Source organism: Streptomyces sp. NBC_01433 (assembly GCF_026340105.1).
Classification (GTDB): domain Bacteria; phylum Actinomycetota; class Actinomycetes; order Streptomycetales; family Streptomycetaceae; genus Streptomyces.
In genome coordinates this window covers 37,852-52,477 of the sequence record NZ_JAPEPM010000004.1, presented here as the reverse complement: position 1 = coordinate 52,477, position 14,626 = coordinate 37,852, and the positions used below count along the sequence as shown (strand labels likewise).

Below are 14,626 nucleotides of genomic sequence, written 5' to 3'. Positions count from 1 at the left end.
CCGCTCGAGGACGGGACCCGATCGGTCACCACTGCGGCTGCCTGCCCTGGTGCTGTGCATGGTTGAGCAGGTGTTCCGCGTGGGTCTGAGCGGCCGTCGTCCCGTGTGTGCTGTCGGACTCCTGCAGTGTCCGGGTAATGCTTTGCCGGGATTGGGATTCAGCATCGATGCGCTTAGCCAGGGCAAGCAGCCGATCCAGTGGCACCTCAGGCTCCTCCTGATGCGCCTGTACGGCAGGCCGGGGAGGTTCGGTGCGCTGGGTAGATACCGGCGAAGTCGGGGCGGCGATCAAGGCCAGCCGGCGTCCGGGACGCCACACGCGTGTGTGCGGGCGTGGCTCGAGCCGGTGGCTATGGAAGACCCGCGCGATCTGTCGGCCGTCCAGGCCCCGTTCCTCAAGGAGCAGTTCGGCCAAGGCGTGCAGGGCCGCCTGTGCCCGGGGATGCGTCAGAAGCTCGCGGGCATCCCCGAGCGCTTGGGTTCGGTCCACGACGAATCCCTGGTCAGCGAATCCGTCCACGATGGCCTGGTCACCTGAGCCCGACAGCTTCTCCACGCAGCGGCGCAATTCTGGATGGATGTAACCGCGGCTGGTCAACCAGTCGGCCTGCGCGATGGCCGGGCCGAGTTTCTCGACGGTGTAGTACTGGGCATCGGCAGGTCCATCCACCCACGCCCCGCCGCCTTCGAGTTGGGCCCGGTCCTGGGCGAGAGCGAGGTGCTGGACGGACAGGCCGAGCATCCACGCCAATGTCGCGTGCGCGCTTTCGTGAATCGCTGCCGAGTGCCACCACACGTCATCGGGTAAGTAGGCCGTGCACCACACCCCGTCCGTCTCGCCTGAGGACAGAAGGTTGCCGGGATCCGGGTGGCTGGAGAGGAAGTCCGCGTGGACGGCTACGTGGAAGTCGTCGTTGTCGATGGGGGAGGTGTCCAACTGCCCGGCTACACGCTCAGGAGACGCGTTCACCGGTACCGGCAGACGCCGTGCCAGGGGCCACACCGGCTTCCGCCAAAGGCCAACAAATGGTGGGTGGGACTCTCAACGGCGGCACGCGGCAAACCGTCCGCCGACGCCTGGCAGGACTCCGTAAAGAACTCCCAAGACTCGCTGCTTGCCGGAGCAGGTTTGGGCATCGGGCCCCTCATCTGCTCACACCGGCCAGGCGGGCCCGGAACAGCGCGGTGATGGTCACCGCGTCGGTGATCTGACCGGTCAGGGCCATCTGCTCCGCCTCAGCGAAGGCGACGGTGCGCACCCTGCGGATGTCGGGGCCGTGCGCGAGGTCGTCCACCGCGTCAATGCGCGCGGTGTACAGCAGCACTGCCTCGGCCAGGATCGCCGGGTCGAGGTGGACCTGGCCCAGGCCGATCATTTCCGAGGCACTCGTGCCGAGTTGGTCCTTCAGCTGCCCAGCCGCGTTGTCCGCGTCGGCCACGCCCTTGGCTCCTGCGCTCCTGAGGATCTCCCACTGCCAGGTGCGGGCCGCGTGCCGGAACCGGTTGACGAGTACGACGTCGCCGTCGAGTAGCGGGAGCACGGCCACCGGCGGCTCCGGCCGTGCGGTGAGCAGCCGCAGGCGTCGTGCGTGCTGACCGTCGGGCAGGACCACCGGGTCCTCGAGCACCACCCGCTCCTCGTCGCGGTGCAGGACCTGGCCCTCGGTCATCGGCCAGCACCTGATGCCGATCGTGCCGTCGCCGGGCGGGCTGAGGAACCACGTGGGGCGTGTGTCGCGCAGGTGCGCGTACGCGGACTCGGGGGTGTGGTCCATCAGATCACCGACTTCGGCGGGCAGGGTGAGCAGGGAGTGGGACAGCGGCACGGCGGGGGTCATGCGACAGCCCCCAGGCGGGCGGCGGACAGGTCGGTGGCGAGCTCGTCGACGGTGGTGTGCGTCATGGGCCCGGTGGTGCTGATCCGCGCCAGGTCCCCGAAGCACTCAAGGCGCCACTTGTCAGCCACCCAGTTCGGGGGCCGGTCGAAGGTGATGGTCAGGGAGTCGGGGAAACGTTCCGGCGATGCTCCTGCGGCCTCGAACTGCTCGACCGCGTAGGCGGCGGCGTCCTGGCACCGGGCGATCATGGCGGCCACACCGGCCCGTCCCAGGGAACGCAGCCGCGTCCACAGCAGCAGCGCACTCAGCCCGCTGCGGGAGCCGACCACCAGGCGGTCGGGCATTCGGATCCCCAGGGCCCCAGAAGACGGGTCCTGCTCGCGGCGTACCAGTGAGATGCCCGCCGGGGCGGGCAGGCCCAGAAGCCGGTGCCCGGACAGGGTGATGGAGTGCGCCCCATGCGCGAGCGACCACGGCGGCACCTGGTTGCTGTGCGCGGCCATCAGCCCGCCCGCGCTCGCATCGACATGGACACGGACCGGTCCGGACACGGCGGCCGCAGCGCGCAGCTCGGCCACGTTGTCGATGGCACCGCGCAAGGGGGTGCCACAGGTGGCCACCACCAGAGCCCCCGCCCCGCGCCGCATCCGTGTCTGAAGGAGCAGATCGTCGGGATCCATCGTGTCGTCGGGCAGCGCGTTCACGCGCACCGTGTTCATCCCCAGCAGCTCGCAGGCCCGCACGACATCGAAGTGGGCCTGCTCGCTGACGTACACCGACGGCTCCGGCAAACCGCGGCGGGCCATGACCAGACCGTGCAGAAGCGCCTCGCGCGGTGAGGCCGTCACGAAACCGTGGGCTTCCTGGGGTGAGGCTCCGGCGAGCGCGGCGAAGTAGGTGAGCACCGCCTTCTCGTACTCCCCGGTGCCGGTGTCGAACACGGTGGGGGAGTACGGGCCGCGCCTCTGATCGACGAACATGCCCAGCAGCGGGGCGAGTTCTGCCATCACCTGGCCAAGGTGGCCCGGAAAGCTCAGGAACGGCCGCTCGTCACGGTCCAGGGCGCGGTACAGCCGATGCAGCTTGCGGGTGTCGGCCGCGGGCGGAGACGGCTGGAAGCCGATGGCCAGGCCCTCATCGGGCAGGTTCGGGGCGGTGCGGGGGCTCACGTCATCGGCTCCATACGGGTCGCTCAAGCAACAGGTGCCACCCCATCTACGCCCGCCCGCGGCCGCCTCGGGCGCCCCGGCCGCCGGGCACGCCGTGGGGCGGGAGGATGCAGCGAACAACCCGGCTGCGCCTCCCGCCTCACGGACTGGACGGCCCGGGCGCTGCCGCCACGCCGGGCACCGGCGCCTCCCGGCCGATTCCGCCTGCGGGGAGAGCGGGGCAAGTCGCGGAGCCAGCAGGTGGGACCGCGGCCGCCGACAGGCCCCATCATCGCCGCCGGGCCCCAAGGATCGGTGACGTCCGGACACGAGGGTGCGCACCCCTGCCGGGGCCGGGCGGACCCGCTGGCAAGTCCCGGGCCGCCCGGCCCGATTTCCTCCCACATCAAGGAGTCCTGCGTGATAGTTCGCCAGCGCGTCAAACGTGCCGTCGTGGCCGGCACCCTGGGTCTGGCCGTTGCCACGGGAGGCATCGCCACCGCCTCGACGGCGCAGGCCGCCGACACCGGAACCGACACGATCTCCTGCTCGGCCGTCAAGGTGCACGCGTCCTACTCCACGGGCTCGACGACGGTCGGCGTCGCCTACAAGGGCGACAAGATCACCTACAAGCAGTGGGTGTACCAGCGTTCAGCGAAGACGTGGTGGGTGAACGGCACGGTCACCCGTAAGTCGGACCACAAGAAGATCCGCGGATACGTCGTCTACCAGTGCGCGAACCCGTACAACACCTGGCCCGCGCCCACCCCGCCGATCCCTAAGTAGCGCCAAGAGCGCCGTGGTTGTCCCGGCCGGGATACCTCGAAGCGGCCGGCTGCGCCTCCTTGCGCAGCCGGCCGCACGGCTGTTCCCGCCCTGCGGGCCAGCACCTCAGCTCGCCGTCGCAGGCCGCGGGAGCCGGGCGGCCAAGTCGGTCACCGACTGCTCCCGGGCGCGCAGCATCGACCCTGCCACGCCACTTCCGCGCCACGTTCCTCGAAAGGCTCCTCAATGATCCGCCGCATCGCGACCCGCGCCGCCGTTGTCCCCGCCGTCATGGCGGTGGCAGCCGCAGCCGCCCTGACCGTCACCACCGCACCGTCCGCCTACGCCGTCGGCGAGAACAGCCAGTGCACGCACAACTGGTCCAACTTTGGTGCCACCGTGAGCAAGAACGCCTGGAACTACCGCTCCGGTCCCTCCACGGGCTACAAGAGCCTGGGGTACCTGTACCGCGGCGACAAGCTCACCGTGATGTGCAGCAAGGGCAGCTGGGACTATGCCAAGATCACCAGCTCGAAGTCCGGGATCCGCAAGGGCACCCAGGGGTGGGTGCGCAGCGACGGCCTGGTCAACCTGGCCGGCTGATCCGGACACACGCGCCCGTGCACCAAACACAGTTGCGCCGACGGCACCGGTACCTGCCTGCCGGACACCGAAGGAAGATCCTCTACGCAACGGTGGGCGTCGCCTGACGGACCGCCCCGGCCGGTTGCCGCATCACCGGGCGGGAGAAGCCGATACCGGCGCCCGCCAGCGTGGAAGCGCCATTGAGAGCGCCTCCACGGCCTGCTGGGCTACTCGGCGCAGCGGCCGATGCCCCCCCCTTCGCCGCTCGCGCCGCCCGTGGACCGCCGCCTGCCCCCTGGGCCGCGGTGCATGGGCGGCGACCCCTTTCTCTCCCACTCCAACACCCCTTGCAGAGGCAGGCAGGCGATGGCCCAGGCGCAGGTCCGCGACGTCCCCCGCACCACCCCGGCGCCGGGCCCCGCGCCGCAGCCGTCACCTCTGGCCGCGCCGGCCGGCGACCCGGCGCCCCCGCGCACCCCTCCGACCTTCCGCGACGTGCTGCGCCACCGATATTGCAGCCGCCTGCTGGTCTCCTCGGTGACCGGCCGCCTGTCGCTGGGCATGGTGCCCGTGGCCCTGATCCTGGCAGCGCAGGCGGACGGCCACTCCCTGGCGACCGCCAGTCTCCTGGCCGCGCTCTACGGCATCGCCCCGGCCCTGGGACTGCCGCTGCTGGGACGGCTGGCCGACCTGCGAGGCCTGCCCCTGCCCTGCCACACGGGAGCCGCCCTGGTCGCCGCCGCGCTGGGCACCCTTGCCCTGACAGGCACCTCCCACCTGCCGCTCACCGCCATATGCGTCGCCCTGGCCGGAGCCGGATGCCCGCCACTGGAGGGCGGTCTCCGATCGCTGTGGCACGCCGTACTGCCCGATGACGCGCACGTTCGCACCGCCTACACCCTGGACTCCTCCACCCAGCAGATCGTCTACGTCACCGGCCCCGCCCTGTCCATCGCGATAGCCACCTGGCTCTCCCCGGCCGCAGCCCTCGCCCTGGCGGCCGCCGTCACCCTGGCCGGCTCCCTCGCCTTCGCCACAGCCCGCCCCGCCCGCACATGGCGGGCCGCGCCCCGACGCCCCGACCGGCGCGGCGTGCTGCGCCCGCCCGCCATGCGCCCCCTGCTGATCTCCCTGGTCTTCCTCGGCGCCACAATCGGTGCCCTCGACGTCGCCGGGATCGCCGTAGCCGAACGGCAGGACGCCTCCTGGTTCGCGGGCGCGCTGCCCGCGGCGTTCTCCGCGGCGGGGCTGCTCGGCGGTGTCCTGTACGCCCGCTTCCAGCCCGCCACCGCCCCGAGGTCTCGTCATCTGATGCTGCTGGGCGCCGCTTTCACGGCGGGATGGCTCCCCCTGCTCGCCCCGCTCCCGGCCCCCGCGATCCTTGTGCTGGCGATGCTGCCGGGTGCCTTGTTCGTGCCCCTGCTGACCGTGGCCAGCCTGACCCTCACCTCAGTCGCCCCGCCGGGCACATCGACCGAGACGGTCGGCTGGATGTCCAGCGCGATCCGCCTCGGCCTGGCCGGCGGCACCGCCCTGGCCGGCCCCCTCGACGGTCACTTCGCCGTCCCGCTGATGGCCGCCGCCCTGTGCGCGCTCCTGCTCTCGGCTCGCCCGGCGCCCGCCCCGGCAGCTACAGCCGTGTGAGCCGAAGCAGCCCACCGGCGCCCGCTCCCGCCTCCCGGCACGCCGACCACGATCGCCGAGCCAGACCCCGGCACGCCCCGGCTGCACGCGGCGATGAAGTCCCCTCGGGCCTGCAGGCTCCCAGTCACCGGCATGGCCACAAGGGCCCGCCGCGCCTCGTTGACCTGGAGGAAGCATCCGCATGCCCGCGTTCAAGCGCACCGCCCTCACCCTGCTCGCCGCCGTTGCCGTTGCCGGCACCACGCTCGCCACCGCCACCACGGCCTCGGCGGCAACGAGCTACCACTGCAAGACCAGCAGCAGCCCCACGTTCGACGACCCGTCGTACAACGGCCCCGACTCCGACAACTGGTCGTTCGACGTCAAGCTCTGCGCCAAGCGGTCCGGCGGCTACATCTACACCACGGCCACGGTCTACTGGGACGGCCCCTACTCCTCCGGCACGAACAACCACTTCACCTTCAACAAGGCGCGCTTCCACCTCCAGACCAAGAAGAGCACCAGCGGCACCGACCCTGTCGTGAAGTACGCCAACTACACCGGCCTTGAGAACGCGCTCGAAAACAGCAGCGCCACGGGCAACGGCTCGTACAAGACGGGAACGATCAAGACCAAGGCCACCAGCGCCAGCTACCTCGCCGACGGCTACATCCAGCTGGACTGGTCGGGCGACGGCAAGGACTACAAGGCCCCCATTCTCTTCAGCGCCTCCCCGGCCGTGTAGATGCTGCCAAGAGGGCCCAGGGCCGCTGATTTGCGAGATCCCGCGTCCCTCCCGGAGGGCGCGCTCCGGATGCCGTAGCGGCGTCCACCTGGATTTCCGCTCCCTGAATCACGGGCGAGCGCCCGCATCCGCCTCCGGTCGCGGGTCCGGCCCGGGAAGTGCCTCGGGCCGGACAACCGACCCTGACCTGTTGCCGCACACCCCGGAGCCACCGTGACCCACACACCTCTCACCGAGGGCACCCGTCCCGCCGGACAGACACAGGATCCTCGTCACGACGAGCCTCCAGTATCCGAGTCCCTCGCGGCGACGACCGCCCCGCCCGCAGGTGCTGTGAAGCGCTGGCCTATGGAGGTCTGGCTCCTGCTGGGCGGCACGCTCGTCGTACGGGGAGCGGGCTTCGCCTACCCGTTCCTCTCCTACCGCCTGTCCTCGCTCGGTTTCTCGGCCTCGCTCGTCGCGTGGGTGCTGGCCGCTTTCGGGGGCGGCTGGCTCACCGGACAGGTGCTGTTCGGCTGGCTCGCCGACCGGCTCGGGCGCCGCACCACTCTGGTGTGCACCATGCTGGCCGCCGCTGTCATCCTGCCGGTGCTGGGGGAGGTCCGCTCGCCCCTCGCCCTGCTGACCACGTCGTTCCTCGCCGGGGTGGTGTACGACGCCTCCAGGCCGATTGTCTCCGCGCTGATTGCGGACCTCGTCCCCAGCGAGGGGGGCCGCGCAGTTGTCAACGGATGGCGGCACTTTGCTGTCAATGTCGGGGCGGCCCTGACTGGTTCGCTGGGCGGCCTGCTCGCCGGCCAGGCAGGTCTGCCCCTGCTGTTCTGGATCAATGCGGTCGCCTGTGCGGTGTTCGGCATCGCGGCTTGGCGGTTCCTGCGCCCGGGCCATACTCCCGGGACCGTCGAACGCGGCGGCTACCGTCAGGCACTGAAGGACGGACGGCTGTGGCTGGTGTCCCTGGCCAGCTGGTGTGCCCTCACCTGCGCGAGCGGGATGTTCACCGCGCTGCCGATGCTCATGACGGCTCACCACCTGGACGCCACTGCGTACGGCTGGACACAGGCCGCCAACGCGGCCGCAGTTCTCTTCTTGTCGCCGCTGGTGACTCCCTGGCTCGGCCGACGCGCCTCCTCGGGCCGTCCCATGACCGGGGTGGTGGCCGCGAGTTCCCTCTTCCTCGGCGCGGGCATGGGAGCAGCGGGTCTCGCCACCAGCACCCTCGGGTTCAGCCTGTGCGTGGCGGCGGCGGTCCCCGGGGAGATCCTGCTGTTCGTCGGCGCGACCGACATCGTCAACCGCATCGCACCCCCGCACGCGCGGGGCCGTTACGCGGGGCTGTGGGGAACCACCCTGGCCCTGTCGGTCATCACCGCCCCGGTCCTGACCGCCTGGGCCCTCAACACTGGCGGCGACGTCCTCGTCGCGGTGACGACGTTCCTCGCCGGCGCTCTCGGCGCCGCCCTGTGCCTGCCGCTCCACGCCGCACTGCGAAGCCACGCGCCCGACGCGCCCGCCCCTCTGTCGCACCCCGTTTCCTGACCCGCTCGTCCTGGAGATTCCCGTCATGACCACCGCCCCCGCCCGCCCCACCGGGCAGTCCTCCTGGCACTCCACCATCAACACCCTGCCCGGTGAGGAACCGGCCGCCACTCCCTACCACTCCCGTGCCTGGGCGCACGCCTGGCAGAGCATCAGTTCCGAGCCGGTGCTCGCCAGCCGGCACCTCGCTCTGTACGACGGCTCACGCCGCTACCGCCTGTCGTACCAGCTCATCGAATCCAGCCCCATGTGGACGGCGGTGGAGGGCGACGCGGGACTGCCTGAACCGGTCTGGCAGGAGCCCGTGCTGTATGCCCCGAGCATCTACGGCGAGTACGGAGGCCTGCCCGGCGCGTCCCCTCTGGTCCTGGCCGAGGCCGTCGACCGAGGCATGGAACTTGCCCGGGAGTGGGGCGCACCCGCGCTCGTGGTGCCCAACCTGCCGCCTGCAGACCTGGAGCAGTGGACAGCGATACGTCCGCCCGACGCGCAGGTCTGCCTCTACTGGGCACACCGGGCCCCCGTCGCCTCCTCGCTGGAGAAGTTCGTCGCCAACTTCAGCAGCAGCAAGTGCCGTTCGGACTTCCGGCGCCAGCACCGCCGCGGCACGGAGGCAGGCCTGCGACTGCGGATCGCGCCCGGCACGGCCATGCGCGACGCGCTGCCTGATTTCGTCGCCCAGGCCTGTGCCACGTCCCAGCAGCACGGTCCGGCCCTGTACGGCCTCGACATGCTCACCCCGCTCATGCACGCACCCGGAGCGGTCGCGCTGCTGGCCGAGCACGACGACGGCCTGGCCGGCGGACTCCTGTGCTTCCGGCACAACGGCGTGCTGTATCTCTGGGCGGCCGCCATCGACCAAGACCGGAAGGCCGTTCTGCACACCTACGGCTGGCTGATGGCCGAGAGCATCGCGTATGCCGTTGCCACCGGCACCCAGGTCCTCGACGCGGGCCGCGGCAACTACGAATACAAGTCCCGCCTCGGGTTCGGCACGATCCCGCTCACCTCCGCCATCTATCTCACGCAGCCGGACCCCGCCGCCGCCGGCCGACTGCAGGCGATGCACACCGGCCTCCAGGAGCACGCGATGCGGGCCTGGGGCCATTGAAGACTCTGTGCCCCCAGCATCGGTGGCCTGCACTGTGAGGGCAGTCCTTCGGTACGCGTTCGGTCCTGGCGATGGTGCGAGGCGCGCTGTTACACCCCGCGGGCCGTGCTGTCGATCGTCTCGGCAGAGCTGAGCGCCGCCAGTACCTGCTGCTCACCCTCCGCCGCGTCGACCAGCCCGGCGGCGACCGCCTCGGCCAACCATGCTGCGTGGCCGAGCGCGGCCGCCACGGCGTGCCAGATATCGCCTCGCGCTGTCGAGCAGTCGCCGTACGCGTCCTGCAGCCACTGATGGGCGGCCCGCAGCGCGGCAGCGGCATCCCCGCCGTGCCTCTCCAGGTCCTGGGTGGTCAGCGGCCCGATCCACATGTCGACGTGCGACTGCACCACCTGCGTGTAGGCCCGGTGATCGGCCATCGTCCCGCACTGCCCGCCCGGCTCCCGCCTCGTGCGCCGGCCGGGCCAGTGCCCGGCAATCCACCGGTGGCGCTCGCACACCTCCACCCGGTACTCCAGGGCACGTCCCTTCTTCCGGCAGCGCGACTCGACCACGTGCGTGGCGGGCGCGGAGCAAGCGGTGAGCTGGCGCAGTACAGGCATCCGGGTCTTCCCTTCGTTGCTGTGTCGTCAACTGAGCCTGGCCGAAAGGGAGCCTGCTGTCGGCTCCACCGGAGCACACCGGACGTGACAGCCGTCACCCTTCGGCCGCCCGGTAGGCAGTCCGCCGGACGGACCGGGACCACGACGTAGGAGGAGATTCGTCCCGCACTCTCGACCGCCGCATGAACTCGTATCCCACCCAAAGGAATTAGTGGAGTTCATCCCTTTTATCCCTGGCGGTGCCGGGCTGCTCCTGCTGAGATCACCTCTGTCCAACCGACGCTTCACCGCCTTCTCCGAGGAGCTTTCGATGAACCAGCGCCCGCTCAAGTCCCGTCCGCTCGCCGCCTTCCGCCCGCTCGTCTCCGCCCGGCCTGACGAGGACCTCGCCACCCGCCCGCTCGCGGCGCGCCCGTACTAATACGGCGCACTCCCACCCAAGCGCCCGCCCGGGCCTCCTTATCCATTCATCCCGGGCGGGCGCTGCCGTATCCGGGCCCGCCCATCCTGACCAAGGAGACCAACCCCGTCATGCAGGCACCTCTCGTCCGCGCCTCGGCGCGCCTGGCCGCCATCACTATCGCCGCCGCGGCGGCCGGCACCCTCGCCTGGGCACCCGCCCACGCGGCGGCCCCGGGCTCGGCGGACAACCACGACAAATTCGGACCGGGATATGCGATCCCCGACAGCGACGGCCACGCCGCCAGCTCCCACATCGGCGCGTACGGACCACCCGGCATGACGGTGTACGGCAACTACGAGACGTTCTGCGCCGATCCGTCTCGCAAGGGCCCCGACGCGGCGGACGGCTACACCGGCCCGACCACCGTCGAGCACTGGACCTCCTCGGTCACCGGCCGTCCCGTCCCCGACACCCATCTCGCCTACGCCTCCTACGTCGTGGGCAAGTACGGCCAGACCCGCAACGCGCCCCAGGCCGCCGCGGTCGATGCCGCCGTATACGAATGGCTGGCCGGCGGCACCTACGGCATCGACGGCGCCCGCGGCAAGCAGCGCCTGGCCTATCCCGGGGTCTCCCCGTCCGCCCGGACCCTTGCGCTCGGCTACCTGAGCGAGGCGAAGAAGTACGCGGGCCCCTACCGGCTGACCCTCACCCCGAAGGTGACCGAGACACCGGCCGGGAAGAAGGTGACGGTCACCGTCTCGGCTACCGCCCAGCTCTCGGGCGCCAAGGTGCCCGGGGTGAAGATCGCGCTCGCCGAGTCCGGCAAGGAGGGCGAGCGCGGCCAGGTCACCACCGGCCAGGACGGCACCGCCAACTGGGACTTCACCGCCGACACCAAGGGCACCACCACCGTCCACGCCACCGCCGCGGGCCTGCCCGGCACCCAGCTGAAGATCCTCACGCCTCGCGACAGCAAGGCGCAGCGGATGCTGCTGGCCGGGGACACCACCACCGCGAGTGCGGACGCCGCCATCAAGGTCACCGCAGCCCCCGGGGGCGTGACCATCCACAAGAAGGACCCGGGCGGCGACCGTCTGGTCGGCGCCGCCTTCCAGCTCACCGACCCCGACGACGGCCGAGTCGTCGCCGAGGAAAAACCGGCGCCGACGGCACCCTCGCCTTCGACGACCTTGCACCGGGCACCTACCGGCTGCGCGAGACCGACACCGGCAGCCGCCTGCACGAACGCGTGCCGGACCAGAACATCACCATCACCGAAGGCAAGACTGCGGCCGCCAACCCGATCACCATCGTCGACCCGTTCAAGCAGGGCGACCTGCTGCTGAAGAAGACCGACAAGGCCACCGGGAAGCCCCTGCCCGGCGCGGTCATCACGATCAACGCCGACACCCTCGACGCCTCGGGCAAGCACACCAGGGGCAAGGAGCTCGCCCGGCTGACCACCGGCAAGGACGGCACAGCCAAACTCAAGCTCGACGTGACGCTCAAGAACGGCACCTCGTACTGGGCGAGCGAAACCACCGCCCCCGCCGGATACCAGGCCGACGCCGCGCCCCAGCGCTTCACCGCTACCCCGGGTGCCCAGGTCACCATCACCCTCGCCGACTCCAAGACCCCCGCCCCCACCAGCCCGCCCACCACCGCACCGCCCTCACCCGCCACCCACCAGCCGCCCGCGCCCACCGCGCAGCTCGCCCACACCGGCGCGGGCAGCACCACCTGGCTCATCGGCGCGGTCGGCGTCCTGGTAGCGGCCGGAGGCGGCGCGGTCTGGGCCGGATCCCGCCGCCGGCGCCACACGAACACATCTGACAGCCAGTGACCGCCGGGCCGGACGGGCGGGCCCCGCGCACCCCCGTCCGGCCCGGACTGACTCCGCCCGCCTTGCGCAGGGTGAGGCCCGGCCCGGCACGAGACTGCGCTGCCGGTCATCCGCAGTCCGCAGAAGCCGTGAGCTCCTGCCCGGCGTCCAGGGCCAGAGCGCATTCCGCATCCCGGCGCCGCCGCCGGGCCAGAGCGTGCACACCACCGCACACCACCGACACCACCAGGGCGGTACTCATCACAATGGCCGCTGAGGCGGACAGCTTCTGCGCCTGCTCCACGAGCTCCTCGGGACGCGCAGCGGCGGGACCGAGCCGGATCTGCGTTACTCACGCTGCCAGGCCACCGGTCGCCCAGCAGGCACCCGCCCACGACCCAGACGATCCACACGGTGCGCGGGGCCCACATCCGCGACTCCACGGGCAGCCCCCTCGGCCTCCCACCGCTTCGCCCACGGCACGTCCGGCCCCCGCTGCCACACCGCCCAGGCCCGGGTTCCCACCACTGCCATCACCGCGGCACAGACGGCCAGCCACACCAACGCCCCACCCCAGAACCTCCTTGAGCCGCCGCCCGCCGGATGCGGGCTGGGTCTGATCCTTCAACGCCCCACCAGCACGCCGCCAGCGGCGTCCCGCAGGGCGGGCACCGGGGTGCGGGCCAGCCCCCGCCTGGGGTGCACTCGGGAAGGGGCAACGGCCCGCCGGGCGGGCCGGGCATCTCATTGCACTGTCGGGCCGAGGCGTGGTTGGCTCGGTGCCCCGTACTCCCCGGAGAGACCGTGACCCGACCCACCCCCGCAATGCCCCCGTGGACCGCGCTCACCGTCGGTGCGGTGGCCTGCGTACTCGCCGCCGCTCTCCTGGGCGCCCGCGCCGTGCTGAGTGTCCTGGCCGCCGGGCTGAGCCTGGGAGCCGTCGCCGCCTACGGGACGGCCAGAGTGCGGGCCGGTCTGCCGTGCGCGGCCATCGCCTGGCTGGGAGCCGGGGGTGTCGCGGGCATCCTGAGCTGGGGCCTGGGGGAGGACTACCCGTTCGGCTACGCGCTGGCGGCCCTTCAACTCCTCGTCGGCGGCATACTGCTGCCCGGGCACCTGCGGCGCACGGCCCGACGGGCCGCCGCGAGTGCCCGGGCGGGCCGCAGCGGACGCTAGACCTCCGCCGGAACCTTCTCGGCCGCCGCCTCGGGAGCCTGCTCGCCCTCGCCGCCCGCGGTGACGTCCGCATCGGCGTGCGCGATGTACATCGCGTTCCCTTGCTGGCGCGACTTCTCTGCACGGTTCTTCTTGACGAGGCCCTCCAGGTTGTTGCGCACCGTCTGAATGGTCGTTGCCCGCTTGGGGTGTTCCTGCGCGAGCTGATCGGTGACCTCACGGGCCATGCACGGCTGGCCGGGGGTCTTGAGGAGGATGTCCAGAATGAGCTGCCACAGCGGCGGCCCCGACTTCTCCTCGCCCGCTGCCTTATCCGCCGGCGCCTCCGTGGTGGCGGCCTCCGGCGCCGGAGCCTGATCGGCCACCGACTTCTTCGCGGCGGCCTTCTTCGCCGTCGTCGCCTCCTTGGCCGCCACCTTCTTCGCCGGGGTCTTCTTGGCCGCCACCTTCTTCGCCGGGGTCTTCTTGGCTGCCGACTTCTTCGCGGGTTGCTTGGCCACCTTCACCGACTGGTCCTGCCGCGGCTGGGGAACGGTCGTGGGTGCATCGGTGACAGCAGCGGCCGGTGCGGAGATCTCCGGCTGCTCGGCCTTGGCCGCCGGCGGCTCCTCGGCTACCGCAGCGGCGGCCTCGGACTCGTTCAGGGCGGCCGTCCCGGGCAAACTCCCCTGCGCTTGGCCCAACCAGCTTTCCTCCACCTTGAGTTGTTCAAGGCGCTCCTGGAGACCAGTGATCTGCGTGGTGATGTCGCCCTGCTCCTTGCGGTTGGCCGCGAGGTCATTGGCGTATTGCTGGGCGTACTTGTTCTGGATGGGGGTCTTCTCGGGCTCGTCGGCCACGGCAACGCTCCTTGTACCTGGTTGTTGCTGCCGGATGCTACTCACCGAACCGGTCCGATGGTTGCTCTCTCGTTGATCACCACCCTTGCGGGCACCGTGGAGACCGCTCTCGGCGCGGCCTCCACGACCGCCTGTGAGACGGCGGCGGTAGCGTAGAAGGGGGCGACAGCGAAGGCATCCGGTGACCGATCGATGAGATTCCGTAGTGGTGTCGCGCCCCGAAGGGCGCGAAGGAGACGGCGCTCGCCGAGCCGGAGGCGAACTGTGCTGACTCTCGCTTCGCTGCGCTGGGGTTTCTCACGAGACGTCCGTCAGCCGTCTCACCATGTGCCGAGGAAGGGCCGCGTAGAGCCTGTAGCTGGGGACACCGGAGCAAGAACTTCTCGAGCACGGAAGTGCGAGTCAGCACTACCTCGGCGGGCATCCAGGT

At 71.2% G+C, this 14,626-nt stretch carries 13 protein-coding genes and 1 pseudogene; 9 read left to right on the top strand and 5 right to left on the bottom strand.

Features of this window, described 5'->3' with window-relative positions; translation table 11 throughout:
* Window positions 1-1,145 precede the first annotated feature (1,145 nt).
* Window positions 1,146-1,838, bottom strand: coding sequence for an NUDIX hydrolase (locus OG413_RS39825; protein WP_266814402.1), 693 nt, complete (start codon window positions 1,836-1,838; stop codon window positions 1,146-1,148).
* Window positions 1,835-3,007, bottom strand: coding sequence for a pyridoxal-dependent decarboxylase (locus OG413_RS39820; protein WP_266814400.1), 1,173 nt, complete (start codon window positions 3,005-3,007; stop codon window positions 1,835-1,837). Before OG413_RS39820 ends, OG413_RS39825 begins: the two co-directional genes overlap by 4 nt.
* 399 nt (window positions 3,008-3,406) lie before the next feature.
* Here OG413_RS39820 and OG413_RS39815 point away from each other — a divergent pair, with 399 nt between their 5' ends.
* The 6 genes from OG413_RS39815 to OG413_RS39790 all read left to right on the top strand — a co-directional run bounded on the left by OG413_RS39815 (window position 3,407) and on the right by OG413_RS39790 (window position 9,354).
* Entirely contained in the window at window positions 3,407-3,772 is a 366-nt protein-coding gene (locus OG413_RS39815; protein ID WP_266814398.1) for a hypothetical protein, read from the top strand.
* 225 nt (window positions 3,773-3,997) lie between these two features.
* A complete protein-coding gene (locus OG413_RS39810) occupies window positions 3,998-4,354 on the top strand; it encodes an SH3 domain-containing protein (protein WP_266814396.1) in 357 nt (118 codons plus the stop codon).
* 348 nt (window positions 4,355-4,702) lie between these two features.
* Window positions 4,703-5,980 (top strand): MFS transporter, encoded by a 1,278-nt coding sequence (locus tag OG413_RS39805; RefSeq protein WP_266814394.1) that lies wholly within the window; start codon window positions 4,703-4,705, stop codon window positions 5,978-5,980.
* A 181-nt stretch (window positions 5,981-6,161) separates the two neighbouring features.
* The gene (locus OG413_RS39800) at window positions 6,162-6,704 is read left to right on the top strand and encodes a hypothetical protein (protein WP_266814392.1); all 543 of its coding nucleotides are present in this window, start codon (window positions 6,162-6,164) and stop codon (window positions 6,702-6,704) included.
* A 213-nt stretch (window positions 6,705-6,917) separates the two neighbouring features.
* The gene (locus OG413_RS39795) at window positions 6,918-8,243 is read left to right on the top strand and encodes an MFS transporter (protein ID WP_266814391.1); all 1,326 of its coding nucleotides are present in this window, start codon (window positions 6,918-6,920) and stop codon (window positions 8,241-8,243) included.
* 25 nt (window positions 8,244-8,268) lie between these two features.
* Complete coding sequence (locus OG413_RS39790; RefSeq protein ID WP_266814390.1) at window positions 8,269-9,354, top strand: GNAT family N-acetyltransferase; 1,086 nt, start codon at window positions 8,269-8,271, stop codon at window positions 9,352-9,354.
* A gap of 89 nt (window positions 9,355-9,443) precedes the next feature.
* On the opposite strand, the gene OG413_RS39785 is transcribed toward OG413_RS39790, so the two are convergent.
* The gene (locus OG413_RS39785) at window positions 9,444-9,953 is read right to left on the bottom strand and encodes a hypothetical protein (RefSeq protein ID WP_266814389.1); all 510 of its coding nucleotides are present in this window, start codon (window positions 9,951-9,953) and stop codon (window positions 9,444-9,446) included.
* A gap of 965 nt (window positions 9,954-10,918) precedes the next feature.
* On the opposite strand from OG413_RS39785, the pseudogene OG413_RS39780 reads away from it, so the two are divergent.
* Both OG413_RS39780 and OG413_RS39775 read left to right on the top strand, forming a co-directional pair.
* A pseudogene (locus OG413_RS39780) lies at window positions 10,919-11,578 on the top strand (prealbumin-like fold domain-containing protein); the annotation flags it as partial.
* Between the two features lie 30 nt (window positions 11,579-11,608).
* Complete coding sequence (locus tag OG413_RS39775) at window positions 11,609-12,202, top strand: prealbumin-like fold domain-containing protein (protein WP_266814994.1); 594 nt, start codon at window positions 11,609-11,611, stop codon at window positions 12,200-12,202.
* Between the two features lie 106 nt (window positions 12,203-12,308).
* On the opposite strand, the gene OG413_RS39770 is transcribed toward OG413_RS39775, so the two are convergent.
* On the bottom strand, window positions 12,309-12,485 hold the full coding sequence (locus tag OG413_RS39770) for a hypothetical protein (RefSeq protein ID WP_266814387.1): 177 nt from the start codon (window positions 12,483-12,485) through the stop codon (window positions 12,309-12,311).
* Between the two features lie 500 nt (window positions 12,486-12,985).
* On the opposite strand from OG413_RS39770, the gene OG413_RS39765 reads away from it, so the two are divergent.
* Window positions 12,986-13,357, top strand: coding sequence for a hypothetical protein (locus tag OG413_RS39765; protein WP_266814385.1), 372 nt, complete (start codon window positions 12,986-12,988; stop codon window positions 13,355-13,357).
* On the opposite strand, the gene OG413_RS39760 is transcribed toward OG413_RS39765, so the two are convergent.
* Window positions 13,354-14,196, bottom strand: a complete 843-nt coding sequence (locus OG413_RS39760) for a hypothetical protein (RefSeq protein ID WP_266814384.1) — start codon at window positions 14,194-14,196, stop codon at window positions 13,354-13,356. The genes OG413_RS39765 and OG413_RS39760 overlap by 4 nt on opposite strands.
* Between the last annotated feature and the right edge of the window lie 430 nt (window positions 14,197-14,626).